The sequence below is a fragment of the Bradyrhizobium sp. SZCCHNRI2009 genome, assembly GCF_032485115.1.
Taxonomy (GTDB): Bacteria; Pseudomonadota; Alphaproteobacteria; order Rhizobiales; family Xanthobacteraceae; genus Bradyrhizobium.
The window spans coordinates 428820-451583 of sequence record NZ_JAUEUH010000004.1; the positions used below are offsets into that span (position 1 = coordinate 428820).

A 22764-nucleotide genomic window follows, 5' to 3' on the forward strand; every position below is an offset into this window, starting at 1 on the left:
CGGCTGCGATGCCGCGGAGGACTGTGATGCGTAGTGCTGTTCCGGTAGGACCGATTGTCGCCACCCTCATTGCCACGATTGCGCTGTGCGGGCCGGCTCGTGCCGAGGAGCTCAACGACTATCCGACCTCGGCGCGGGCCGAATATGTGTTCGGCTGCATGAAGGCGAATGGCGAGACCAGGGAGGCGATCGCGCAGTGCTCCTGCTCGATCGACGTGATCGCTTCGATCATTCCCTATGAGCGCTACGTCACGGCCGAGACCGTCCTCAGCATGTCCCAGGTGCACAGCACTCTCGGCACCCAGTTCCGCACGTCCGAGCAGGCCGCCAACGCGCTGAACGATCTCCGTCGGGCGCAGGCCGAAGCCGAAGTGAGATGCTTCTGAAGCGCTGCCGCTCTGCCGCATCAAGTTCCTGAACCGTCGGCCGGCCAGTCGTGCTCGAACACGTGGCCCTGCGTATCCTTCGCCTCCGCATGGAATTGCTTGGCGCCGTTCGACACGTAGGTGAAGCGGATGTTGGGATCCTCCGAGATCGAGATGCCGCCTTCGACCGACAGCACCAGACTGCCGTCCTGCGACAGCGTCAGCCGGTCGATGAAGAAGGCCGGAATGTAGAGTTGCGTCACCTGATCCATCTGGAGCCCGGAATTGTTGGGATGCCCGACCATGACCTGCGCTTCGCGGATGCCGCTCGTGGCGCCGTCGCTGCTTTGCGTGAACTGCCGGTAGCGCATCTGGCCGATGCGCGCCTTGGCCTCGTCCGGATTCTTCGCCGCAGGCGCCGAACAGCCTCCGGACGCCTTGACGAAGGTCTTGACCACATAGAGCTGACCATCCGTCAGCTCGGCCACGGCATGCACATCCGTGTAGTTGTTGACGCGGACCCGCGTCGAGATCGCGGTCACATTGGCGTCCGCGCCGAGCGTGAACTTGGCCGCCATCGGCGCGGGATTCTGGTCGATCACCAGCGTGATGGTCTTGATACGGCGCTCGTCGGCGGGCGACAGCTTGCTGCGCAGGGTGACCGGAACGACCGAGGCATCCTCGGCGCGCGTCGGCATCTCGATCGACAGCACATTGGTGCCGTCCTGCATCGCCTTGTTGTTGAAGATGTCCTGGACCAGTCCCGGCCAGGGATCGTAACCATCAGCGGCCTTCGCAGGTGCGAAGGCAAGCGCGAGGCATGCCCCGAGAAGCAGGGTGGACGGCAGGTGGAGCCGGATCATGGCGCAATCCTCCTCGGGCAGTCTGTGAATTAACGATCATAGCGCGTTACCGCCCTCATTCCCATTCCATTTCCGAGAATGCCGCCGTTGCGTTGCGGGCATTGTAGTCGTCGAACAGCTCCCATTTGCCGCGCTCCGATCCCGCGGCCCCAGCGGCGTCCGCGATCGGCCTGCCTGCCTTGATCAGCCCGCGAACGTCGTGGGCCAATGTATCGAGGTAGCGACGCTCGTCACTGAGCGCCAGTGGCCACGGGCTGACAGGGCCATGGCCGGGAACGACGCGCTCGGCCGGGATGGTCGCGAGCGCGGCCATGTCGGCGATCCAGCCGCGCAGGCTGCCATCCATCACCGGGATGTGACGCAGGAATACGAGATCGCCGGCGAACAAGGTCCGGCTGCGGTCATCATAGACGGACAGGTCGCAGTCGCTATGCGCGGTGCTCCAGGCCTTGAGCGTGAGGGTACGGCCGCCGAGGTCGAGCATCATCTCGTCGTCCACCAGGATCGACGGGGGGACGAGACGGACCTCGTCGATCAGCTCGGCGCCCATCAGGCGCCGGAACGCCTCGATGTAGTGCGGTCCGCGCAAGGCAAGCGCGCGCGGCAGGTTCTTGGCGCCGACGAAGCGCGTGCCGTCGCCCTCGAATGCCGCGTTGCCGAATGCGTGATCCGGATGGGCGTGGGTGTTGATGACGTAGCGCACGGGCTTGGCGGTACGGGCGCGGATCGCTGCCAGCAGCGCGCGGCCTTCGCGGACACTGCCGCCGGTGTCGATCACGGCGACCGCGTCGTTGCCGATGACAAAGCCGACATTAGCGATGGCGCCCTCGTTCGCCGCGTTCATCAGCGCGGTCTGGCCGATGTGAACGAACACGCCGGGCGCGATCTCGCTGACCTCGAGTTCCGGCGGCATGGCAAGAGCGGCGCTGCCGAGCGCCAGCGCCGCCCAGGCGGTGATCGCGATGATCAGTTGTCTCACCATCGGCTTGCCTTGCTCGCGTGAGAGGTGTGCGTCAGGCGATGGACGTTGCGGTGCAGCAATGGGTCAACTCTTCGCGATGACGCCGGCTGTTGCACCGGAGCGGCCGGCGGCCTAGCATTTTCAAAAATACCACGATGCGTTCGATAGGGATGGAAATACGGATGACGAAGCGTCACAACCTTGCCTGCTCGCTGGCCGTTGCCGCGGGGCTCACTCTGCTCGGGCCGGCCGCCGCTTTCGCGCAGAGCAATGATGGCCTGGACCTGTCGATCGAGCTGGTCGATCCCAAGGTGCTCAGGGTCTGCGCCGATCCGCGCAACCTGCCGTTCTCGAACGAGAAGGGCGACGGCTTCGAGAACAAGCTGGCCGAGCTCTTTGCCGCCAAGCTGCAGAAGAAGGTGGACTACACGTTCTTCCCGCAGGCCACCGGATTCGTGCGCATGACGCTCGGCTCGCACCGTTGCGACGTGATCATGGGCTTTCCCCAAGGGGACGACCTGGTGCAGAGCACCAGTCCCTATTACCGGACGGCCTATGCGATCGTGACCAAGCCGGGCTCCGATCTTGCCGATGTGACGACGCTGGAGGATGCCAAGCTCAAGGGCAAGCACATCGGCATCGTGGCGGGCACGCCGCCGGCAACCAATATGGCGCTGGCCGGGCTGATGCCGACCGCAAAGCCCTATCCGCTGATGATCGACACCCGCGTCGATTCCTCGGCAGAGGCGATGATCAACGATCTGAAGTCCGGCGAGATCGATGCCGGCGTGCTGTGGGGGCCGATGGCCGGCTACTATGCCAAGCAGGCGAGCCCGCAACTGCATGTCACACCGCTGGTGAAGGAGACCAGCGGGCCGAAGCTGATCTATCGCATCGCCATGGGTGTCCGTGGCGCGGACCAGAACTGGCGCCGTCAGCTCAACAAGCTGATCCAGGAGAACCAGGGGGAGATCAACAAGATCCTGCTGGACTTCGGGGTGCCGCTGCTGGACGAGAGCAATCATCTGATCACCGCCGAGGCTGCGGCGAAGCCATGATCGGTCGGCTCAGCGCTGCGGCATTGGCAGGCGTGCTGCTGATCGCCGTGGCGGTGCGGGCCGATGATCTCGTGCCGGAGCCGGACAGCTATCGCACCGAGAACTATCGCGCGCCGGTGCCGACGACCCTGAGCGGAGCGCGCGTGCTGTCGACGCGGGAGACCGAGGCGATCTGGCGCGCGAAGTCCGCCGTCTTCGTCGATGTGTTGCCGCGGCCGCCCAAGCCGAAGAACCTGCCGGCCGGGACGGTGTGGCGCGAGCAGCCGCGCCTGGACATTCCCGGCAGCATCTGGCTGCCCGACACCGGCTACGGGGCGCTGGCGCCCCAGACCGAGGACTATCTGAAGCGCGGCCTTGCCCGCGCTTCCGAGGGCGATTTGAGTCGTCTGCTCGTGTTCTACTGCCTCGAGGACTGCTGGATGTCGTGGAATGCCGCCAAGCGCGCGCTGACCTATGGCTACCGCAACGTCGCGTGGTATCCGGACGGGACCGACGCCTGGAGCCGCGCCGACCTGCCGCTGCAGCAGACGCAGCCCGAGCCGCGGCCTGAGGAGTGAGCGGAGAGGGCGGCGGTAGCGCATCAAATCAGCTACTCCATGTCCTGCTGGATCTCCCGCGCCAGGGCGAACAGGCGCTGGTCGATCGCGGTCGGGACCTCGCAGACGAACTTCATCACGCGCCGCCGGTCCTCGAAGATGCGTGTCTCCCAGTTCAACTGGTTGGTCATCTCCTCGACCTTGGCCTGATCCGGGTTGGGGCCGCTGTGCATCTCCTGCAGCGCGATGGTGTCGCCGCGCACCTTGTCGACGGCCTCGCGCTGCTTGCGCATGACGCGCTCGAGGCCGTTCATCACCGATGTCCGCTGCGCGTTCAGCGTGTCGAACAGCCCCGCGAACAGCAGCTTGCCCTTGCGTGTCTTCTCCTCGGCCGTACCGGTGAGGAAATCGGCGACGTCCTTCTGGGCCTGCTCCAGCGGGATACGGCGCGCGGCAAGCTTGGCGACGAGCTCGGCCACCTTCGCATCGTCCTTCCAGCTCGCGCCGACATCGTCGATCGGCGGGCCGGACCACACGGCGGCGATCGAGATCTCCGGCACCTTGGCCTGCGGGCAGGGCCAATCCGGATAGCGCGGATCGGCGGCTTGCGCAGCACCTGCTGACGCAGCGATGGCGACGGCCGCCAGTGTCGTTCTGAATCTCATGCCTCGCCTCCGGGACCGCGCCTGACAAACCCCCGCGACGGATCGTAGGCCAGGATCGCGCCGATCATGAAGACGGCGGTGCAGCCGCCGACCACCGCGAGCGAGACCCAGTTCAGCTTGCCATACAGCGCGAAGCGGATGAGCTCGACCGCGTGGGTGAAGGGGTTGGCTTCGCAGAGATAAGCCAGCCAGGGACTGCCTTCCTCGACCCGCCAGAGCGGGTAGAGCGCCGATGAGGCGAAGAACATCGGGAAGATCACGAAGTTCATGACGCCGGCGAAATTCTCGAGCTGCTTGATGCCGGAGGAAATCAGCATGCCCAGCGCGCCGAGCATCAGGCCGGACAAGATCAGCGCCGGCAGCACCGTCAGATAGCCCATCGGCGGCGGGGTGATATCCCAGAACCAGGCGATGGCGAGAAACGCATAGACCTGCAGCACCGAGACGGCGGTGCCGGCGAGCAGCTTGCAGAACAGCAGATAGCCGCGCGGCAGCGGGCTCACCAGCAAGGTGCGCATGTTGCCCATCTCGCGGTCGTAGACCATCGACAGCGACGACTGCATACCGTTGAACAACTGGATCATCGCCATCAGGCCGGGCGCGATATAGACCTCGTAGGGGATATAGGTCTCGTAGGGCGGGATGATCGAGATGCCCAGCACCTGGCGGAAGCCGGCGGCGAAGATGAACAGCCAGACCAGCGGTCGCACCAGCGCCGAGACGAAGCGCTCGCGCTGATGCAGAAAGCGCAGGCCCTCGCGCCAGACGATGCCGGTGAGGCAGGTGATGTATTCGCCGGCCGAGAAGCCGCTGCGTGTGGGTGTGGGCGCGTGCACGGTGGTGACGGTCATGGCTCGGAGCTCCGCGCCGGACTGGCCTGGGTCGTCAGCCGCGCGAACGCCGCGTTGACGTCGGTCGCACCGGCCTCGGCGATGACCTGCGGGACGGGCCCGCGCGCCAGCACGCGGCCCTGATGCAGCACGACGAGATCGTCGGTCGCCGCGATCTCGTCGAACAGATGCGTCGCCCAGAGCACGCCGATGCCCTGCTCGGCGACGAGCTGACGGACGTGACCGACGATGTCGGCGCGGGCCTTGACGTCGAGGCCGACGGTGGCCTCGTCGAGCAGCAGCAGGCGCGGCCGGTGCAGCAGGGCGCGGGCGATTTCAAGGCGGCGCATCTGGCCGCCGGAGAGGTCGCGCACCTTGTTGCCCGCGCGGTCGGCGAGGCCGATCCGGGCCAGCAACTCCTCGCTGCGGGTGCGGGCCTCGCGGCGCGAGATGCCGTGCAGCGCGGCGTGGTAGAGCAGGTTCTGCGTCAGCGACAGATCGAGGTCGAGCGTGCGCGGCTGGAACACGACGCCGAGCAGCCGCAGCGCCTCGCCCGGCGTGCGGCCGATGTCATGGCCGAAAATGCCGATCTGGCCGGTCTGCACCGCGAACAGTCGGGTGATGAGCGAGAACAGCGTGCTCTTGCCGGCGCCGTTGAGACCGAGCAGGGCGGTGAAGCTCGCAGGCTGGACGGCGAAGCTGACGTCGTTGAGCGCCTTGCGTGCACCGTAGGAATGGCTGACGCCGGCGACCGACAGCGCCGGCACCTGGTCGGAGGCCGGCTGCGGGGTGGCGCCTGTGGCGTCGAGAGCGGGTGCGTTCTGCGTCGTCATGGCTGTGCAATCGTGATGCCCCAGGGCAGCTCGCCGACCTGGATGGTCTTGATCACCTTCTGCGCGGCGACGTCGATCACCGAGACATCGTTGGAGACGCCGTTGGTGACCAGAAGATATTTCTCATCCGGCGTGAACTCCATGTGCCAGACGCGCTGGCCGACCAGGAGATATTTCTTCACCTCGTGGGTGGTGCCGTCGACGACGGCGATGCGGTTGGCCGGGCCGAGTGCGACGAAGCCGGTCTTGCCGTCCTTGGTCAGGGCGATTCCGACCGGCTGGATCGCCTCGCTGCGCAGGCCGGGCACGGCGAACTTGATCTTGCCGGTGACCTCGCGCTTGGCGGGGTCGATGATCGAGACGGTGCCGCCAATCTCGGCCGAGACCCACAGCTCCGAGCCGTCGCTCTTGAACTCGGCAAAGCGCGGCCGCGCATCGACCAGCACGTTGGCGACGATCTTGCGGGTCGCCGTGTCGATGAAATGCGCCATGTTGGTGGTTTCGGAGGTGCAGATCAGGATCTTGCCGTCCGGACTGAGCATCATGCCCTCCGGCTCGACGCCGACCTGGACGTCGCCGATGCGGACGCGCTTCTCGAGGTCGAGCACCGTGACCGTGTTGTCGTTCTCGTTGGCGACATAGAGCGTCTTGCCGGCGGCGTCCTGCGCGAACAATTCGGGATCGGGGCCGGAGGGCAGGGTATCCACCACCTCCATCTTCTTGGCATCGATCACCTGGATGGTGTCGTCGTCGCCGACTGCCACCATCACGAACTTGCCGTCGCGCGTGAACGCGATCCCGCGCGGCCGCTGGCCGACCTTGATGGTCTTGGTGACCGTCCAGGTGTCGGTGTCGATGACGGAGACGGTGTTGCCCTTCTCGTTGGAGACGAAGGCGACGTAGGCGGAGGCGGGGGCTGCATGGGCCATGACGAGTGCGGCGATGAGCAGGCTGACTGCTGTGCCGAAGCGCTTGCAAAGCTGCGATCGCCCTTCGGGACGCGCGTGTGCGGAAGGCTCCACACCAGCACGCATGTCGGCCCGGCATGTCGGACTAGGCATTCTCATCAGCATGGTTCGATCCGACATCATTGCAGCTTGCACTTGGTTTCGGGGCGGTCGACGCCGAGCGTGTCGAGTTCGGAGACCTGGTGCAGAAAGCCCTCCTGCGGCGAGACCGAGACGATCATGCGGCCGTCGGCCAGAAGGATCGGCTGGCGCAATTGCAGGTTCCAGTCGCGCAGGGAGAGGCGGGTGCCCTTGAAGGCGGCGATGGTGAAGTTCGGGCCCTTGAGGTAGTCGGTCATCGTCTTGGCGTCGCCGGAGTTGGTGCGCGAGGCGGCCTCGCCGACCAAGCGCACGGCCATCCAGGCCTGCATGTCCAAGGCGTCCATGCGGCGCGAGGCGAGCTTCATGAAGCGGTTCTGCAACTGCGTCGCCCCCCACTGGTCCTGCGCCGGATCCCAACTCGTCGGCCGCAGGCCGGCGGAGCCCGCGACGGGGCGCGGATCCCAGGTGCGGTAGGGCAGATAGTTGGCGAACACCTCGCTCTCGTCGGCGGTGACCAGCACGTCATAGGCCGGCGCCTTCTGCGTGAACACCGGCATCTGGCGCTGGATCAAGGTCACGCCGCTGTCGGTGCGGCGCGCGCCGCCGGTGTCCTCGAAGGTCCGCTCCTCGACGATCTTGACGCCGAAGCGGGTGGCGGCGCGGCGCAGCGCGTCGGCGAACAGTCTGTCGTTGTCGTGCGAGCCGGTGACGAGCAGCCAGCGCTTCCACTGCTTCCAGACCAGATATTGCGCCAGGCCGTCGGCGAGCATCGAGCGCGTCGGTGCGACATGGATGACGTTGGCGCGGCAGTCCTGCTCACGCAGGCGGTCGTCGGTGGCGCCGACATTGAGCAGGGTGACGCCGCGGCCCCGCAACGCATCTGCGACCTTCAGCACCGCATCCGCCGGCAGGTCCACGAGGACGAATCCCGTCTTGCCGGCGAGCTCATTGGCGGCCTGCGCGGCGTCCTCGTCATCCTTGACGCGGCGGTCGATCAAAGTGAAGCGCTGGTTGAGGAACTTGCCGGTGGTGTTGTTGTCCTCGATCGCGAGCCTCGCGCCGGCCACGCCATCATCGGCCGCAGGCTGGTCGAGCGGCGACAAGGTCTGCGGCACGCTCGCGCGGCCGAGATAGCCGATCGCGATGTCGACCGGATCCGCCGCGCTGGCGGCGGTTGCGGCGGCGATGAGGCCGATCGCGCCCATCAGAGATCGGGCCAGAACTCCCAGGACCACACGTCCTCCCATTGTTCCCTCGTCCTTGTCCGGCGAGGTTTCGTCTTGCAAGATGAACGAATTGGCCTAGCTTTCAACCCCACTTTTGGCCGCTGTCGCGTCATTTCGGATCACGACCTTGAAACCTGCCGTTCTCCCCGCGTTCCTGATCCTGATGTCTGCGACATCAGTGCATGCCGAGCCGACCAAGGTGGCGGTGTTCGACTTCGAGCTGATCGACACCAGCCTGCAGGGCGAGGTGCAGGGCCCGCGCCAGGACGAGCAGAACAGGCTGGCGCATGCGGCCGAGCAACTGCGCGCGGCGCTGCAGGACTCCGGACGTTTTCGCGTGCTCGACATCGCTCCTGTCAACGATGCGGCGCACCACAGCAATCTGCAGGCTTGCGGCGGCTGCGACGTCAAGCTCGCGGGCGACATCGGCGCCGATCTCGCCATCACCGGGACGGTGCAGAAGGTCTCCAATCTCATCCTCAACATGAACATCTATCTGCGCGACGTTCACACCGGCAAGCCGGTCGCGGCGATGACTGCGGATATGCGCGGCAACACCGACGAATCCTGGACGCGCACCATGGCTTGGCTCGTCCGCAACCGCCTGCTGGCGCCGAACTACGGCGCGCCGCAGGCGCAGTAGCTGACGAGATATGACGGTGCATTCTCGCGGCGAATGACGCCCGAGCTTTGCGTGCCGGTCGCCCCTTGGAAAACAAGAGGCGCAGGGAAGGCCGGGAGCCTGCCGCCCCCATGGCCCGCCTGCGACAAGAAATGCAGGCGGCAGGTACCACAGGTTCGGCTGGGACATCCCGGCCCTCCCTGCGCGGATGGTCTTAACGGTTGCTTCGCGTTCTCCCCGGTGCGCCGGGCTTTCTGGTCACCGTGCGCGACGACGCGCTGTGAGCGCGCCGCCGCGGAGGCATCGGCATCGGGATGCCAGGACCACGCGACTTGGCCGTACGCCGTGACGCGTTCGTCCGCACGCTCTCACGGGGCATGTGATGCCCTGAGCATGCTGCGCGCCGCCGGCGTCCACCGCATCCCACCTCCACGTTCGTGACGACCGCGATACGCCCTCTCGACGAGGCGGGATGGCGCTAGACAATCACGATTTCCGGAAAAACGAAAGTGAAATTTTTGTCGCCGCCGGGCTGGACACTGGGATCGCCTTGTGGCGCCGAGCGAAATCCCCGTCGTCGCGCACGTGGAATCCGGGCACCGGGCACGACAAGATCGCCTCGACGGGCGCGTCATCGCACCCGTCGGGCAAATCACGTCCGCGGCTGATATCAGCGTGCGAGCCGCGCCGCGTGCCAGCGCAGATGATCGGCCATATAGGTCGAGATGAAGTAGTAGCTGTGGTCGTAGCCCTCCTGCTTGCGCAGCAGCAGCGGGATGTGGGCCTTGTCGCAGGCCGCCTTGAGCAGCTCCGGGCGCAACTGCTGCGTCAGGAACTGATCGGCGGTGCCGACATCGACCAGCAGGTCGGAGACGCGCGCGCCGTCCTCGATCAGCGCCACCGCGTCGTGCTTGCGCCACGCCGCCTTGTCGGCGCCGAGATAGCCGCCCAAGGCCTTCTCGCCCCACGGCACCTGCGAGGGCGCGACGATCGGCGAGAACGCGCTGGCCGCGCGGTAGCGGTCCGGGTTGCGCAGCGCCACCGTGAGCGCGCCATGGCCGCCCATCGAGTGGCCCATCACCGACTGGCGGCGCGGATCGACCGGGAAGTTCGCCGCGACCACGCTCGGCAGCTCCTCGGTGATGTAGCTCCACATCCGGTAGTTCTTCGCGAACGGCGCCTCGGTCGCGTCGACATAGAAGCCGGCGCCGAGACCGAAATCATAGGCATTGTTGGGATCGCCCGGCACGCCGTCGCCGCGCGGCGAGGTGTCGGGCGCCACGAAGACCAGGCCGAGCTCGGCGCAGGCGGCACGAAACTCGCCCTTCTCGGTGACGTTGGCGTGGGTGCAGGTCAGGCCGGAGAGATACCAGACGACCGGCAGCTTCGCGCCGTCGGCATGCGGCGGCACGAACACCGAGAACGTCATCTCGGTCTTGGTCTCCTGGCTGGCGTGGCGGTAGACGCCCTGGACGCCGCCATGGGACTTGTTCTGGGAGACGGTCGTGAGGGTCATGGGATCACCTGTTCGGCAATGATGTCGGGCCGCTGGCGCGCGTGCCGCCAACGCGTGTCAGGCTGCGTCGTTCAATCGGGACGAGTCAAGCGACGCCGTTCTCGATCGCCAAACGCACCAACTCGCCGGATGTTCGCACGCCGAGCTTCTGGCGGATGATCGAGGAGGTGTTGGCGACGGTCTTGTAGGACGAGTGGATCAGCCAGGCAATCTCCGACAGGCTCTTGCCGGCGCTGAGCAGGCGAAGGATCTCGAGCTCCCGCGAGGTCAGTTTCGCCAGCGGGCTCTGCGCGACCGCGGCGCCCGCGAAGGCGATGCTGCGCGCGATCGCAGGCGGCAGATAGCTGCCGCCGCGGGCGACCTCGCGGATCGCCTCGGCGAGATCGTTCGGATCACCGCTCTTCGAGACGTAGCCCTTGGCGCCGATGTCGATGGCGCGCGCGGCGAACACCGGATCGTCGTTCATGCTGAACATGATCAGCCGGGCATTGGCATCGTGGGCGAGGATGCGCCGCGCGAGCTCGAAGCCGGAGACGGTCGGCAGGTTGATGTCGACGACGCAGACGTCCGGCCGGCGCGCGATGAAGCTGGCTTCCCCGCTCTCGGCATCGGCGGCTTCGAGCAGCTCGAGGTCCGGATCGGTCGAGAGCAGGGCCCGGCAGCCTGATGCCACAATGGGATGGTCATCGACGATCAGTACGCGCATGGCCTTGGGGTCCCGGACTTCCAACTCGCGTCATTGTTGCGATGCATCATGGATGCATGCTGCGCGATATTGCATGATGTTGCAATTAGATCGCCGGCGGATTTGTCTGTCAATGTGAGTGCGGATGAAACACGGTGGCCGTGGGGCGGAGAGAATGTGGCAGAATTGGTCGTTGCGGACCCGCATCAACGTGCTGCTGGCGCTGCTGCTGACGCTGGGTCTCGCCATCAACATCGGCCGTCTCGTGCTGGAGGCGGCGCCGCGCGTGCTGGCGGAGGACCAGAGCGTCATCCGCCTGACGCGGGCCTTCGTCGAGACCATCATGGACGAGGTCAACGACGCGCCGGATCCGAGCGCGCGCCTCGATCGGATCGTCGGCGATCTCCGACAGCTTCGTCACGTCAGCGTGAGACGGCAGGGCATGCCGGCGCAGACCCCGACCTCTCCGGGCGTCGGCCGCGCGGCGCCGGCATGGTTCATCGCACTGGTGCATCCCGACAAGACCTCGGTGAGCATGCCGGTCATCGTCGCGGGGCGGAGCGAAACGCTGGTGATCACGTCGCACCCCGACGACGAGATCGCGGAGATCTGGGACGGCATCGTCACCCAGCTCGTCGTCGGCTCGCTGGTCGGGCTGGCGCTGTTTGCGATCACCATGCTCGTGGTCGGTCGCGCGCTGGCGCCGCTTTCGGATCTGTCGGACGCGATGAGCCAGATCGAGGCCGGCGCCTACGATACCCGCGTCAAGCCGGGCGGCGCGCCCGAGCTCGCGGCGCTCTGCGCCAAGCTCAACCATCTCGCCGGCGCGCTCGGCGAGGCGGTGGAGGAGAAGCGCCGCCTGGCCGAGCGCACGGTGTCGCTGCAGGACCACGAGCGCAAGGAGATCGCGCGCGAGCTGCACGACGAGTTCGGGCCGCATCTGTTCGCGCTGCGCGCCCATGCCAGCGCGCTGATGCGATTGCCGGACGCTGCGACGCTCGACGTCGCGGCGATGCGCCGGCACGGCCAGGCGATCCTCGACCAGGTCAACGCCGTGCAGCAGTTCAACCGCCGCATCCTCGAGCGGCTGCGGCCCGTGGGTCTCGCCGAGCTGGGCCTGCGCGAAGCGCTCGGCGCATTGGTGCGGCTGTGGCGGGAGTCGCGGCCCGAGGTCGCGATCGAGACCAGGTTCACCGACACGGTCGCGCGCAGCAATGAGACGGCGGAGCTGACGATCTACCGGGTGGTGCAGGAAGCGCTGACCAACGTGTTCCGCCACGCCGAGGCCACCACGGTCGACGTCACCATCGAGCCGCTGCAGCAGACGACGGCCGGTCATCGCCGCAGCTACACGCGGGTGCGCGTCCGCGACGACGGCCGCGGGTTCAGCCCGGAGCACAAGCTCGGATTCGGCCTCACCGGCATGCGCGAGCGGCTGCTGGCGCTCGGCGGCACCCTCACGGTGGCTTCTACCGGCACGGGCGTCACGATCGAGGCCATGGTGCCGGCGGATGCAGCGTGAGCCGTGGGCTAGGAACCAACGATCGGACGGCGCATTCAACGAGCTACTTGCGATGGGCGTGAGCCGCAATCCGGAGCACGCGCCGGCAGCTCGCGGTGATCAGATGTCCAGAACCTTGCCTATGCTGAGCGGCGCAGCCTTGCTGGCCGCGCTGTCGTTCCACAATGCCGTCGCGCGTGACGACGGCCGCTACGCCAACTCGCCACTCAAGGGCTGGTTCGACAGCCTCAGAAGCGGTCGCGGCCCGTGCTGTTCGGACGCCGACGGCTTCGCGGTGTCCGATCCGGATTGGGACCTCGAAGGCACGCATTACCGGGTGCGGCTCGACGGTCAATGGATCGTCGTGCCGGACGATGCCGTCATCACGGAGCCCAACCGTGCCGGGCGCACCATGGTGTGGCCGATCAAGGGATCGCTCGGCACTTCCATCCGCTGCTTCATGCCGGGCAATCTGAGCTGAAGAGGCGGTGCGCCGCGTTCTCTCGCCGCGCCGCTGCGGCGGATCGCCCGTGCGCGCCGTGCCTTGGAACTTCGTCTCGTTCGGATGATTGCCACGCAAGGTCACGCCGCCGACGCAGCCTCATGCGAGGGAGAACCATGGACCGGACCAGCGACACTGAACTTCAGGAGAGGATTCGCAGGCGCGCTCACCAGCTCTGGGAGCAGGCCGGCCGGCCTGACGGCCGCGAGGATGAGTTCTGGTATCAGGCCGAGCGTGAGATCGGCGAGATGAGCGAGCTTCACGACGAGGCGACGGCGCCGCCGCCGACGATCCTGCCGGGGTGAGTGCGAGCAGAAAAAAGGACGAACTGATGAGCAAGGAAACGCCGAAGGACGATCCGCGCCAGGAAAGCGACTGGGGCTCGATGAAGCAGACCGACAAGCCCTGGGCCGAGAAGCCCGAGAAGGAGCAGCGCTCGGAAGCGGCGAAGGACCTCGAGAAGTGGGGCGAGAGCAAAACGCATTGAGGTGGGCGGAGGTGGCCGCTCTCGCGCGATCGATGAACTCCGGCAGTGTCGAGGAAGGCCTCGTTCAACCCGGCCGTCGTTGCGAGCCGCAGCGCTGCCTCTCTCTGCCCTTCAAGGGAAGGAGGGAGGGGCCGGCCGCAGCCGGGACCATGGTCCGTATCGCCTCAGCAAGGATGAGATGAACAACGCCGAGATGAAGGCGTCTCTCCGTTGACGGGGACCCGTGCCGTCACGCGGTGTGACCCGGATCGACATCATCCGGCGTCTTCTTGTCGCGCTGCGGCGTCATCTTCGCCGGATCCTTCGCGCCCGGCACGCCGCGCGGGCCGAGCTGATCGCGCTGGATGTCGTCCTCCGAGCGGTCGGGCTCGCGTCCGTTGATGGGGAGGTCTTTTGCCATCGCCTGATCCTCTCGCTGTTCGCATCAGGGCAATGCGCGCGGTGTGCTCACGTTCCGCGCGATCCGCGCGCCGCGGCGGCAGGAACGCCGCCCCGGCGCTGCGATTGAAGCTGCAGCAACCTGCAGGAGATCAAGATGTCCGATCATCATCCCAAACCGCCGTTTCCGCCGCAGTCACAGGCCATGCCGGGAACGACCGCGGCGATGCAGCCGCGGCCCGACCATGGCGAGGCCAGCTACAAGGGCTCGGGAAAACTGACCGGCAAGAAGGCCGTCATCACCGGCGGCGACAGCGGCATCGGCCGTGCGGTCGCGATCGCCTATGCGCGCGAGGGCGCCGACATCCTGATCGCCTACCTGCAGGAGCACGATGATGCCAGGGAGGTGAAAGCGCTGGTCGAGAAGGAGGGCCGCAAGGCGGTGCTGATGCCCGGCGACATCCAGGACCCCGCGCATTGCAGGGCCATCATCCGGCGCGCCGTCGATGAGCTCGGTGGCGTCGACATTCTCGTCAACAACGCCGCCCATCAGGCGACGTTCAGCGACGTCGGCGACATCTCGGACGAAGAATGGGAGATGACGTTCCGCACCAACATCCATGCGATGTTCTATCTCGCCAAGGCGGCCGTGCCGCATATGAAGCCGGGGAGCGCGATCGTCAACACGGCCTCGGTCAATTCCGACATGCCCAATCCGACGCTGCTCGCCTACGCCACCACCAAGGGCGCGATCCAGAACTTCACCGCGGGTCTCGCCCAGATGCTGGCCGATAAGGGCATCCGCGCCAACGCGGTGGCGCCTGGTCCGATCTGGACGCCATTGATCCCCTCGACCATGCCGGAGGAAAAGGTGAAGACGTTTGGCCAGCAGGTGCCGATGAAGCGCCCCGGCCAGCCGGCCGAGCTGGCCACCGCCTATGTGATGCTCGCCGATCCCCTGTCGAGCTACACGTCGGGGACGACGGTCGCCGTCACCGGCGGCAAGCCGGTCATCTGAGGACCAGTGCACATCGTCTGCTGTCGCATTTGTCCGACATCCGACAAGTCCGTGCGTCGGCACGTCATACGCATGCCGGTGCTACGCGGCGGACATCATCGCGCACGGCGCGGGCTCGGCCTGCACCGGCCACACCGCCGCAGCGGCCGTATCACCCTGTCGCTCGTCGAGAATCCGCTTCACCGAGCGCGAGCAGAGGCCGCATTGGACCGTGCAGCCGAGACAATCATACACTTGCGCCGGCGAGCCGAAGACGATGTCGGCCGCCGTGACGATGTCGCGAATGGCCGTGTCGCTGATGACGTTGCAGGAACAGATGATCATGGCTGTTGCTCGCTCCTGCAAACGATAAGCAACCGGGATGCCAAGGTCGGCGCGCACGGCGCGGGCTAGTCAGAATCGTTCGAAGCGACCTGATGCGCGGGCACGCTTGCGGTCGTCCCGATGCGGTTCGCGGCGTGCAGCCGTATTGCGGCCAACGTCGCCTGGGCGAGCGCCTGTCCCTGCGCATCGATCCCGGTCCACTGCGCATGACGGCCGCGGGCATCGATCTCGGCGAGCGCGACGCCGGCCGGCACGTCGCTGCCGTCGCGGACGATGCCGCGCAGGATGCCGTCATAGGGGGCCGTGACCGGTGCGCCGGAGAGATGGCCGATCACGAAGCCCTTGTAGATGCGCGTGCCGATCTCGATCGGGGTATGCCATCGGCCCTCATGCGGCGAATGCACCAGGCGCTCGACACCGACGAGCGCGCCGACTTCATCCGCTGCCAGCGTCCAGCCCTCGCGCACGATCTGGCCGAGCCGGCCCGGCCGGGTCTCGATTGCGATATCGCAATTGGCTGATGGCGAGAAGCCCGGACCGATGCCGATCGAGAGCCGCGTCATGCCGCGCAAATTCGGGGTCACCGCGCGCCTCTGCATCCGCGCGTCGATCAGGACGTCGATGGTACGGACCGGCAGGAGATCGAGCAACCCGAGTGGAGTGACAAGGACGTGCCGGGGATTGCCGAGCGCCTTGAACACCTCCATCGTGCTCTCGATGCGCTCGCCCGTCACGTTCTCGATGCGGACCGTGTCGCCGAACAGGGCGTCGTGAAACGCCATCTTACGGCGCATGACCGGCGGATTGGGATCATGCGACAGCACCACGCAGAAGCCCGCACGATGCAGATGCACGCCGATCGCCGACGCGACATCGTTGGTCCCGAGGACCACGGCGAAGCGCACTGCATTCGTCCCCATGTCCTGGTCCATACGGTGTTGGCGTCTCGTGGCTGTCGGTCGTGCGACTGACAAGCGGTCTTCCAGTTCGAATGATCAGATCCGTCGAGCAAGAGTTGGACCATCAGGCATCGTTCTGAAAACGATCGCTCTGTGAAGGTCCTGCAAAGGACGCGGCACAAAAGCCGACGCTGGATGTGTCCAGAACCCGCCAATCTGTCGCGAACCCGACAGGAAAAGCTGCTTTGCCCGCCGTTTTCGCTGGCCCGGAATCTGCACAACCGGCGCATGGCGATACCCCTGGTATTTCCGATCGTTACGGAGCCTGCGCCCAGATCACGTCTGCGGCAAAGGCAGCAGCCGAAGCTTGGCAGCCGGCGTCCTGGTGGCGTTGCGGCGCAGGATCAGGACGGATGAGGTGAGCCTCGATCTCGACCAGGACGTCCGCGATCCCGCCATGGAGGCGGCTCAGACCATCACGGCGTGCCCGTTCCATCGAGACGTGGCGGCCGCCGAGCGGCCCGCGCGCGCCGAGCAGAAAACGCTCGTGCTGACCGGCGGCTCGCGCGGCATCGGTCATGCGACCGCAAAGCTGTTCTCCGACGCCGGCTGGCGCATCATCACCTGCTCGCGCCAGCCGTTCGACGGCGGCCGCTGTCCGTGGGACGCCGGTCCCGACAATCACGTCCAGGTCGATCTCAGCGATCGCAAGGCGATCCCGCGTGCGATTGCCGACATCAAGCAGCGGCTCGACGGCGCGCCGCTGCATGCCCTGATCAACAATGCGGCGATCTCGCCGAAGGCCGAGGACGGTGGCCGGCTGGATTCGCTCGCGACCTCGGTCGAGACTTGGATGACCGTCTTTCACGTCAACTTTCTCGGACCGATCCTGCTCGCGCGCGGGCTGTTCGAGGAGCTGAAGCGCGGGCAGGGCGCGGTCGTCAACGTGACGTCGATCGTCGGCACCCGCGTCCATCCGTTTGCGGGCACCGCCTATGCGACCTCGAAGGCGGCGCTCGCCTGCCTGACCCGCGAGATGGCGCACGATTTCGCGCCGCATGGCATCCGCGTCAACGCCATCGCCCCAGGCGAGATCAAGACCGAAATGGTGTCGCCGGAGACCGAGGCGCGGTTCTCGCCGCTGATTCCGATGCGCCGGATCGGCGCGCCGGAAGAGGTCGCCAAGGTGCTGTTCTTCCTGTGCTCGGATGCGGCGAGCTACGTGACCGGCGAGGAGATTCAGATCAATGGGGGGCAGCACCTCTAGGTTGATCACCGCCGCGCGCGGCCGACACGCGGATGTGAACGCGTCATGCCGTGGCTGGCCGCAAGGAGACGAGCGGCGGGCCGCAAGTGGAAAGTTGGTGTTCAGGTGTCGTCCGTTGCGATCCGGTCGCAAACAGGCCGGCGGATGCGCAGCTATCAGGTGTCGAGTAGACAACGCGAAATCGTCAGGCGCACCGTTTTGCCGCCCGTGCGGACGTGCAATGCACGCATCGCGACGGGTGTAAACTAATTTGTTAACATCATGAAAGCCTGCAGCTTTTCTGGCCTGTCCGTTGCACACTACTTCTGCGGCAATGCAGCAAAGTTAGGCACGACAATCATCTGCAGTTAAGGGAGGATGTTAGAACACCTACAATCACGGGCGGCTTCACCAAGGCGTTCGTGACGATCAGAGAAGCGACCATGGTCCAAACGGAAACACGTCAGGTCGAAGCTCAGGACGTCAGGTCCAACGCCGCGCCGATCCCGCTCAGCGAGATCGCGCTGACCGGAATTTTCGAAATCTCGAAAATCCTCGCCGCGCCGACGCGGCTGGAGATCACCCTCGCCAACGTCGTCAACCTGCTGCAGTCCTTCATGCAGATGCGCCACGGCGTGGTGTCGCTGCTCGCCGATGACGGCATTCCCGATCTCGCAGTCGGGGCCGGGTGGAGCGAAGGCAGCGATCAGCGCTATCGCGAACGTCTGCCGCAGAAGGCGATCGACCAGATCGTCGCCACCGCCGTGCCGCTGATCGCGGAGAACGTCGCCGATCATCCCGCCTTCAGCGCCGCCGACGCGGTCACGCTCGGCGCCTGCGCCGACACCCGCGTCTCCTTCCTCGGCGTTCCCATCCGCATCGACCAGCGCGTCGTCGGCACGCTGACGATCGACCGTGTCTGGGACGGCCGCGCCGTGTTCCGGCTCGATTCCGACGTCCGCTTCCTGACCATGGTCGCCAACCTGATCGGCCAGACCATCAAGCTTCATCGGGTCGTCGCGCGGGACCGCGAGCGGCTGATGGCGGAAAGCCACCGGCTGCAGAAGGAGCTGTCGGAGCTGAAGCCGGCGCCGAAGGATCGCAAGAAGGTGCTGGTCGACGGCATCGTCGGCGACAGCCCGGCGCTGCGCGCGTTGTTGGAAAAGATCAACGTCGTCGCCAAGTCGAATGCGCCGGTGCTGTTGCGCGGCGAATCCGGCACCGGCAAGGAGCTGGTGGCGAAGGCGATCCATGAACTGTCCAATCGCGCGAAGCGGCCGTTCATCAAGATCAACTGCGCCGCATTGCCGGAGACGGTGCTGGAGTCGGAGCTGTTCGGCCACGAGAAGGGCGCCTTCACCGGTGCGATCAACGCGCGCAAAGGCCGCTTCGAGCTGGCCGACAAGGGCACCTTGTTCCTCGACGAGATCGGTGAGATCTCGCCGGCGTTCCAGGCCAAGCTCTTGCGGGTGTTGCAGGAGCAGGAGTTCGAGCGCGTCGGCGGCAACCAGACCATCAAGGTCGATGTCCGCATCGTCACCGCCACCAACCGCAACCTCGAGGAGGCGGTGTCGCGCAACGAGTTCCGCGCCGACCTCTACTACCGGATCAGCGTGGTGCCCATCAAACTGCCGCCGCTGCGCGAGCGTCGCAGCGACATTCCGCAGCTGGCGCGCGAGTTCCTGCGCCGCTTCAATTGCGAGAACGAGCGCGATCTGACGTTCGACGTCAGCGCGATCGAGGTGCTGATGCATTGCGGCTTCCCCGGCAACGTGCGCGAGCTGGAGAACTGCGTGCAACGGACCGCGACCATGGCGACGGGCTCGGCGATCGGTATGGACGACTTCGCCTGCAGCCGCAACGAGTGCATGTCGGCGATCCTGTGGAAGGGCAACACGGTGACCCCGCCGCCGCCGCGCGGCCAGCCGATCGTGCCGCTGCCGATCCTGCCGCGGACCTCGGCGCCGGTCGAGGCTCCCGTCGAGTTGCCGGCGATCGATGCCGATGACGGCGAGTATTCCGATAGTTCGGAGGGCGGCGCCGTGCCGGAGCGCGACCGAATCGTGCAGGCGATGGAGCGGTCCGGCTGGGTCCAGGCCAAGGCCGCCCGCCTGCTCGGCCTCACGCCGCGTCAGATCGGTTACGCGCTGAAGAAGCACAACATCGAGGTCAAGCGGTTCTGAGCGGTGGCGGCTTGATGGGATCGAAGGGCGCGCAGTAGCGCGCCCTTCTTCGTTTGGACTTTGACGCTCCGGCGTTGCCCCAATCTCCTCCGTCATTCCGGGGCGACGCACGCGCGAAGCGCGACGAGCCGGAATCCATTTCGCCGCGCGATCTGCCGCACGGTGGATTCCGGGCTCGTGCTGCGCACGCCCCGGAATGACGGAGGAGCGACCTGGGTCACGACCGGCGTTCGCGCGCGAGGTGACATCGGACAATTGCGCAGTGAGACCTCGACTCCGACGACACGCTGCTCCCGCCCTGTCGCACTTGCGACATGCTGTCGGGAGAGCGACAGCTCGCCGCGACCTGCGACGTCTAGAATCCTCCTTAGAAATCAACCAAATGCTCTCTGGCACGGCGCTTGAAAGATATCGCGCGAATGACATCGCTCGATGTCGCACGGATCGCGGGGAGCTGCACATGGCCTACAAGATCATCGCCTCACAATGCACGGTCTGCGGGGCCTGCGAGTTCGAGTGCCCGAATGCGGCCATTCGGCTCAAGAACGACATGTACATCATCGATCCGAAGAAGTGCACGGAGTGCGAGGGCCACTTCGATGCGCCGCAATGCGCCGCCGTCTGTCCGGTGCCGGACACCTGCGTCCCCGCTTGACGCGGGCCCCGGCGGAAACATTGCAAGCGGAGTGAGAGATGGCAGCGGTTCAGGAGACCATTGATCGGGTCAAGGGCATCGACGTCGATCAATATCGCTACGGGTTCGAGACCGTCATCGAATCCGAGAAGGCTCCGAAGGGGCTGTCGGAAGACACCATCCGCTTCATCTCGGCCAAGAAGAACGAGCCGGCCTGGATGCTGGAATGGCGGCTGGAGGCGTATCGCCGCTGGCTGACCATGACGGAGCCGAGCTGGGCGCGCGTCGGATACCCGAAGATCGACTATCAGGATCTCTATTACTACGCGGCGCCGAAGCCGAAGAAGAAGGTGGCCTCGCTCGACGAGATCGACCCGGAGATCCTCAAGACCTATGAGAAGCTCGGCATTCCCCTGCGCGAGGTCGAGATCCTCGAAGGCGTCGAGCGCCCGGCTGGAGGCGCGGAAGCCGACGCCGATGGCGAGGCGGCCACGCCGCGCAGCAAGATCGCGGTCGATGCCGTGTTCGATTCGGTCTCGGTGGCGACGACCTTCAAGGAGGAGCTGAAGAAGGCCGGCGTGATCTTCATGCCAATCTCCGAGGCGCTGCGCGAGCATCCGGACCTGGTGCAGAAATATCTCGGAACGGTCGTGCCGACGACCGACAATTATTTCGCGACGCTCAACTCGGCGGTGTTCTCCGACGGTTCGTTCGTCTACATCCCGCCGGGCGTGCGCTGCCCGATGGAGCTGTCCACGTATTTCCGCATCAACGAGCGCAACACCGGCCAGTTCGAGCGCACGCTGATCATCGCCGACAAGGGTGCCTACGTCTCCTATCTCGAGGGCTGCACGGCACCCCAGCGCGACGAGAACCAGCTGCACGCCGCCGTGGTCGAGCTGGTCGCGCTGGATGATGCCGAGATCAAGTACTCGACGGTGCAGAACTGGTACCCTGGCAATTCGGAGGGCGTCGGCGGCATCTATAATTTCGTCACCAAGCGCGGCGACTGCCGCGGCACCAATTCCAAGATCTCCTGGACCCAGGTCGAGACGGGATCTGCGATCACGTGGAAATATCCGAGCTGCATCCTGCGCGGCGACAATTCCAGCGGCGAGTTCTACTCGATCGCGATCTCCAACGGCTTCCAGCAGGTCGACTCGGGGACCAAGATGATCCATCTCGGCAAGAACACGTCGAGCCGGATCATCTCCAAGGGCATCGCCGCCGGAAAGTCGCAGAACACCTATCGCGGCCTCGTCAGCGCCCATCGCAAGGCCTCTGGCGCCCGCAACTTCACCGCCTGCGATTCGCTGCTGATCGGCGACAAATGCGGCGCGCACACTGTACCCTACATCGAGGCCAAGAACTCGTCGGCGGTGTTCGAGCACGAGGCGACGACGTCCAAGATCTCTGAGGACGTGCTGTTCTACTGCATCCAGCGCGGTCTGTCGCAGGAAGAGGCGGTTGGGCTCGTCGTCAACGGCTTCGTCAAGGACGTGCTGCAGCAACTGCCGATGGAGTTCGCGGTCGAGGCGCAGAAGCTGATCTCGATCTCGCTGGAAGGTTCGGTTGGATGACGGCGTCGCGCGGCGACAACATCACAAGGAGTGTTCGATGACGGCCTTGCTCGAAATCAAGGGGCTCCATGCCGAGATCGCCGGCGGACGGAAGATCATCCAGGGCCTGGACCTGACCGTGAACAAGGGCGAGATCCACGCCATCATGGGGCCGAACGGTGCCGGCAAGTCGACGCTGTCCTACGTGCTCGCCGGCAAGCCCGGCTACGAGGTCACCGCCGGTGAGGTCTATCTCAACGGCGAGGACCTCTTGGCAATGGAGGCCGATGAGCGCGCCGCCAAGGGCGTGTTCCTGGCGTTCCAATATCCGCTGGAGATCCCGGGTGTCGCGACCTTGACGTTCCTGCGGGCCGCCTTCAACGCCCAGCGCAAGGCGCGCGGCGAAGAGGAGCTGTCGTCGCCGGATCTTATCAAGCGCGTGCGCGAGATCGCCAAGACGCTCAACATCGACGCCGACATGCTGAAGCGGCCGCTCAATGTCGGCTTCTCCGGCGGCGAGAAGAAACGCAACGAGACCCTGCAGATGGCGCTGCTGCAGCCCTCGCTCTGCGTGCTCGACGAGACCGATTCCGGTCTCGACATCGACGCGCTGAAGGTCGTCGCCAGCGGCGTCAATGCGCTGCGCTCGGCCGAGCGGGGCATGATCGTCATCACCCACTATCAGCGGCTGCTCGACTACATCGTGCCCGACATCGTTCACGTCTTCGCGGCGGGCCGCATCGTCCGCACCGGGACCGCGGACCTCGCGCGCGAGCTCGAGGCGACCGGTTACGCCCAGTATCAGAGCGAAGCGGCGTAGGGCG

General features: G+C 66.0%; 26 protein-coding genes. 14 read left to right on the forward strand and 12 right to left on the reverse strand.

Annotation, left to right across the window (positions count from 1 at the left end; genetic code table 11):
* The first annotated feature begins 26 nt into the window (after positions 1-26).
* Positions 27-386, forward strand: a complete 360-nt coding sequence (locus QX041_RS17120) for a hypothetical protein (protein WP_315810546.1) — start codon at positions 27-29, stop codon at positions 384-386.
* Positions 387-406: 20 nt separating this feature from the next.
* Here QX041_RS17120 and QX041_RS17125 read toward each other — a convergent pair whose 3' ends face one another.
* Both QX041_RS17125 and QX041_RS17130 read right to left on the reverse strand, forming a co-directional pair.
* Positions 407-1228, reverse strand: a complete 822-nt coding sequence (locus QX041_RS17125; RefSeq protein WP_316166054.1) for a quinoprotein dehydrogenase-associated SoxYZ-like carrier — start codon at positions 1226-1228, stop codon at positions 407-409.
* Between the two features lie 55 nt (positions 1229-1283).
* Complete coding sequence (locus QX041_RS17130; protein WP_316166055.1) at positions 1284-2210, reverse strand: quinoprotein relay system zinc metallohydrolase 2; 927 nt, start codon at positions 2208-2210, stop codon at positions 1284-1286.
* 161 nt (positions 2211-2371) lie between these two features.
* Here QX041_RS17130 and QX041_RS17135 point away from each other — a divergent pair, with 161 nt between their 5' ends.
* The gene (locus QX041_RS17135) at positions 2372-3247 is read left to right on the forward strand and encodes a substrate-binding domain-containing protein (protein WP_315713192.1); all 876 of its coding nucleotides are present in this window, start codon (positions 2372-2374) and stop codon (positions 3245-3247) included.
* Positions 3244-3804 (forward strand): PQQ-dependent catabolism-associated CXXCW motif protein, encoded by a 561-nt coding sequence (locus QX041_RS17140; protein ID WP_316166056.1) that lies wholly within the window; start codon positions 3244-3246, stop codon positions 3802-3804. Before QX041_RS17135 ends, QX041_RS17140 begins: the two co-directional genes overlap by 4 nt.
* A 32-nt stretch (positions 3805-3836) precedes the next feature.
* Here the strand turns inward: QX041_RS17140 and QX041_RS17145 are convergent, their stop codons facing one another.
* The 5 genes from QX041_RS17145 to QX041_RS17165 form a co-directional block, all read right to left on the reverse strand.
* The gene (locus tag QX041_RS17145) at positions 3837-4448 is read right to left on the reverse strand and encodes a hypothetical protein (RefSeq protein WP_316166057.1); all 612 of its coding nucleotides are present in this window, start codon (positions 4446-4448) and stop codon (positions 3837-3839) included.
* Complete coding sequence (locus tag QX041_RS17150; protein WP_315825186.1) at positions 4445-5299, reverse strand: ABC transporter permease; 855 nt, start codon at positions 5297-5299, stop codon at positions 4445-4447. Before QX041_RS17150 ends, QX041_RS17145 begins: the two co-directional genes overlap by 4 nt.
* The gene (locus QX041_RS17155; RefSeq protein ID WP_316166058.1) at positions 5296-6111 is read right to left on the reverse strand and encodes an ABC transporter ATP-binding protein; all 816 of its coding nucleotides are present in this window, start codon (positions 6109-6111) and stop codon (positions 5296-5298) included. Before QX041_RS17155 ends, QX041_RS17150 begins: the two co-directional genes overlap by 4 nt.
* Positions 6108-7040 (reverse strand): YVTN family beta-propeller repeat protein, encoded by a 933-nt coding sequence (locus QX041_RS17160; RefSeq protein ID WP_316166060.1) that lies wholly within the window; start codon positions 7038-7040, stop codon positions 6108-6110. The genes QX041_RS17155 and QX041_RS17160 overlap by 4 nt, the downstream gene beginning before the upstream one ends.
* Before the next feature lie 158 nt (positions 7041-7198).
* Entirely contained in the window at positions 7199-8407 is a 1209-nt protein-coding gene (locus QX041_RS17165; RefSeq protein WP_316166061.1) for an ABC transporter substrate-binding protein, read from the reverse strand.
* Between the two features lie 142 nt (positions 8408-8549).
* Here QX041_RS17165 and QX041_RS17170 point away from each other — a divergent pair, with 142 nt between their 5' ends.
* On the forward strand, positions 8550-9029 hold the full coding sequence (locus QX041_RS17170; RefSeq protein ID WP_315752900.1) for a DUF3280 domain-containing protein: 480 nt from the start codon (positions 8550-8552) through the stop codon (positions 9027-9029).
* A 649-nt stretch (positions 9030-9678) separates the two neighbouring features.
* Here the strand turns inward: QX041_RS17170 and fghA are convergent.
* Entirely contained in the window at positions 9679-10524 is an 846-nt protein-coding gene (gene fghA / locus QX041_RS17175; RefSeq protein ID WP_316166062.1) for an S-formylglutathione hydrolase, read from the reverse strand.
* A gap of 85 nt (positions 10525-10609) precedes the next feature.
* Positions 10610-11230 carry a response regulator transcription factor gene (locus QX041_RS17180; protein ID WP_315713180.1) on the reverse strand — a complete coding sequence of 207 codons (621 nt, stop codon included), beginning with the start codon at positions 11228-11230 and terminating at the stop codon, positions 10610-10612.
* 154 nt (positions 11231-11384) lie between these two features.
* On the opposite strand from QX041_RS17180, the gene QX041_RS17185 reads away from it, so the two are divergent.
* The 4 genes from QX041_RS17185 (at position 11385) to QX041_RS17200 (ending at position 13699) form a co-directional block, all read left to right on the forward strand.
* Positions 11385-12731 (forward strand): ATP-binding protein, encoded by a 1347-nt coding sequence (locus QX041_RS17185; protein WP_316166064.1) that lies wholly within the window; start codon positions 11385-11387, stop codon positions 12729-12731.
* Positions 12732-12834: 103 nt separating this feature from the next.
* Complete coding sequence (locus QX041_RS17190) at positions 12835-13191, forward strand: hypothetical protein (protein WP_315825181.1); 357 nt, start codon at positions 12835-12837, stop codon at positions 13189-13191.
* 137 nt (positions 13192-13328) lie between these two features.
* A complete protein-coding gene (locus QX041_RS17195; protein WP_315713177.1) occupies positions 13329-13517 on the forward strand; it encodes a DUF2934 domain-containing protein in 189 nt (62 codons plus the stop codon).
* Positions 13518-13543: 26 nt separating this feature from the next.
* The gene (locus tag QX041_RS17200) at positions 13544-13699 is read left to right on the forward strand and encodes a hypothetical protein (RefSeq protein ID WP_008961662.1); all 156 of its coding nucleotides are present in this window, start codon (positions 13544-13546) and stop codon (positions 13697-13699) included.
* Positions 13700-13928: 229 nt separating this feature from the next.
* Here the strand turns inward: QX041_RS17200 and QX041_RS17205 are convergent, their stop codons facing one another.
* On the reverse strand, positions 13929-14099 hold the full coding sequence (locus QX041_RS17205; protein ID WP_315713176.1) for a hypothetical protein: 171 nt from the start codon (positions 14097-14099) through the stop codon (positions 13929-13931).
* A gap of 135 nt (positions 14100-14234) precedes the next feature.
* Between QX041_RS17205 and QX041_RS17210 the strand changes: the two genes are divergently transcribed.
* A complete protein-coding gene (locus tag QX041_RS17210; RefSeq protein ID WP_315825180.1) occupies positions 14235-15095 on the forward strand; it encodes an SDR family oxidoreductase in 861 nt (286 codons plus the stop codon).
* Between the two features lie 81 nt (positions 15096-15176).
* On the opposite strand, the gene QX041_RS17215 is transcribed toward QX041_RS17210, so the two are convergent.
* Positions 15177-15419: a bacterioferritin-associated ferredoxin gene (locus QX041_RS17215; RefSeq protein ID WP_315752825.1), complete on the reverse strand. Its 243-nt coding sequence runs from the start codon at positions 15417-15419 to the stop codon at positions 15177-15179.
* A gap of 65 nt (positions 15420-15484) precedes the next feature.
* Complete coding sequence (locus QX041_RS17220; RefSeq protein ID WP_315825179.1) at positions 15485-16339, reverse strand: xanthine dehydrogenase; 855 nt, start codon at positions 16337-16339, stop codon at positions 15485-15487.
* Between the two features lie 397 nt (positions 16340-16736).
* On the opposite strand from QX041_RS17220, the gene QX041_RS17225 reads away from it, so the two are divergent.
* The 5 genes from QX041_RS17225 (at position 16737) to sufC (ending at position 22760) form a co-directional block, all read left to right on the forward strand.
* Positions 16737-17585 carry an SDR family oxidoreductase gene (locus QX041_RS17225; protein WP_315752827.1) on the forward strand — a complete coding sequence of 283 codons (849 nt, stop codon included), beginning with the start codon at positions 16737-16739 and terminating at the stop codon, positions 17583-17585.
* A 422-nt stretch (positions 17586-18007) separates the two neighbouring features.
* Complete coding sequence (gene nifA / locus QX041_RS17230; protein WP_316166067.1) at positions 18008-19747, forward strand: nif-specific transcriptional activator NifA; 1740 nt, start codon at positions 18008-18010, stop codon at positions 19745-19747.
* 460 nt (positions 19748-20207) lie between these two features.
* Positions 20208-20402, forward strand: a complete 195-nt coding sequence (locus QX041_RS17235; protein ID WP_008961670.1) for a 4Fe-4S dicluster domain-containing protein — start codon at positions 20208-20210, stop codon at positions 20400-20402.
* 38 nt (positions 20403-20440) lie between these two features.
* On the forward strand, positions 20441-21961 hold the full coding sequence (gene sufB / locus QX041_RS17240) for a Fe-S cluster assembly protein SufB (protein WP_315768880.1): 1521 nt from the start codon (positions 20441-20443) through the stop codon (positions 21959-21961).
* A gap of 37 nt (positions 21962-21998) precedes the next feature.
* A complete protein-coding gene (gene sufC / locus QX041_RS17245) occupies positions 21999-22760 on the forward strand; it encodes a Fe-S cluster assembly ATPase SufC (protein WP_315752830.1) in 762 nt (253 codons plus the stop codon).
* The last annotated feature ends 4 nt before the right edge of the window (positions 22761-22764 follow it).

Excerpts from the sequence above, each read along its gene's own strand:
- QX041_RS17120 (WP_315810546.1), top strand. The coding sequence starts at position 27 with ATGCGTAGTGCTGTTCCGGTAGGACCGATTGTCGCCACCCTCATTGCC.
- QX041_RS17125 (WP_316166054.1), bottom strand. The coding sequence starts at position 1,228 with ATGATCCGGCTCCACCTGCCGTCCACCCTGCTTCTCGGGGCATGCCTC.
- QX041_RS17130 (WP_316166055.1), bottom strand. The coding sequence starts at position 2,210 with ATGGTGAGACAACTGATCATCGCGATCACCGCCTGGGCGGCGCTGGCG.
- QX041_RS17135 (WP_315713192.1), top strand. The coding sequence starts at position 2,372 with ATGACGAAGCGTCACAACCTTGCCTGCTCGCTGGCCGTTGCCGCGGGG.
- QX041_RS17140 (WP_316166056.1), top strand. The coding sequence starts at position 3,244 with ATGATCGGTCGGCTCAGCGCTGCGGCATTGGCAGGCGTGCTGCTGATC.
- QX041_RS17145 (WP_316166057.1), bottom strand. The coding sequence starts at position 4,448 with ATGAGATTCAGAACGACACTGGCGGCCGTCGCCATCGCTGCGTCAGCA.
- QX041_RS17150 (WP_315825186.1), bottom strand. The coding sequence starts at position 5,299 with ATGACCGTCACCACCGTGCACGCGCCCACACCCACACGCAGCGGCTTC.
- QX041_RS17155 (WP_316166058.1), bottom strand. The coding sequence starts at position 6,111 with ATGACGACGCAGAACGCACCCGCTCTCGACGCCACAGGCGCCACCCCG.
- QX041_RS17160 (WP_316166060.1), bottom strand. The coding sequence starts at position 7,040 with ATGGCCCATGCAGCCCCCGCCTCCGCCTACGTCGCCTTCGTCTCCAAC.
- QX041_RS17165 (WP_316166061.1), bottom strand. The coding sequence starts at position 8,407 with ATGGGAGGACGTGTGGTCCTGGGAGTTCTGGCCCGATCTCTGATGGGC.
- QX041_RS17170 (WP_315752900.1), top strand. The coding sequence starts at position 8,550 with ATGTCTGCGACATCAGTGCATGCCGAGCCGACCAAGGTGGCGGTGTTC.
- fghA (WP_316166062.1), bottom strand. The coding sequence starts at position 10,524 with ATGACCCTCACGACCGTCTCCCAGAACAAGTCCCATGGCGGCGTCCAG.
- QX041_RS17180 (WP_315713180.1), bottom strand. The coding sequence starts at position 11,230 with ATGCGCGTACTGATCGTCGATGACCATCCCATTGTGGCATCAGGCTGC.
- QX041_RS17185 (WP_316166064.1), top strand. The coding sequence starts at position 11,385 with ATGTGGCAGAATTGGTCGTTGCGGACCCGCATCAACGTGCTGCTGGCG.
- QX041_RS17190 (WP_315825181.1), top strand. The coding sequence starts at position 12,835 with ATGTCCAGAACCTTGCCTATGCTGAGCGGCGCAGCCTTGCTGGCCGCG.
- QX041_RS17195 (WP_315713177.1), top strand. The coding sequence starts at position 13,329 with ATGGACCGGACCAGCGACACTGAACTTCAGGAGAGGATTCGCAGGCGC.
- QX041_RS17200 (WP_008961662.1), top strand. The coding sequence starts at position 13,544 with ATGAGCAAGGAAACGCCGAAGGACGATCCGCGCCAGGAAAGCGACTGG.
- QX041_RS17205 (WP_315713176.1), bottom strand. The coding sequence starts at position 14,099 with ATGGCAAAAGACCTCCCCATCAACGGACGCGAGCCCGACCGCTCGGAG.
- QX041_RS17210 (WP_315825180.1), top strand. The coding sequence starts at position 14,235 with ATGTCCGATCATCATCCCAAACCGCCGTTTCCGCCGCAGTCACAGGCC.
- QX041_RS17215 (WP_315752825.1), bottom strand. The coding sequence starts at position 15,419 with ATGATCATCTGTTCCTGCAACGTCATCAGCGACACGGCCATTCGCGAC.
- QX041_RS17220 (WP_315825179.1), bottom strand. The coding sequence starts at position 16,339 with ATGGGGACGAATGCAGTGCGCTTCGCCGTGGTCCTCGGGACCAACGAT.
- nifA (WP_316166067.1), top strand. The coding sequence starts at position 18,008 with ATGGTCCAAACGGAAACACGTCAGGTCGAAGCTCAGGACGTCAGGTCC.
- QX041_RS17235 (WP_008961670.1), top strand. The coding sequence starts at position 20,208 with ATGGCCTACAAGATCATCGCCTCACAATGCACGGTCTGCGGGGCCTGC.
- sufB (WP_315768880.1), top strand. The coding sequence starts at position 20,441 with ATGGCAGCGGTTCAGGAGACCATTGATCGGGTCAAGGGCATCGACGTC.
- sufC (WP_315752830.1), top strand. The coding sequence starts at position 21,999 with ATGACGGCCTTGCTCGAAATCAAGGGGCTCCATGCCGAGATCGCCGGC.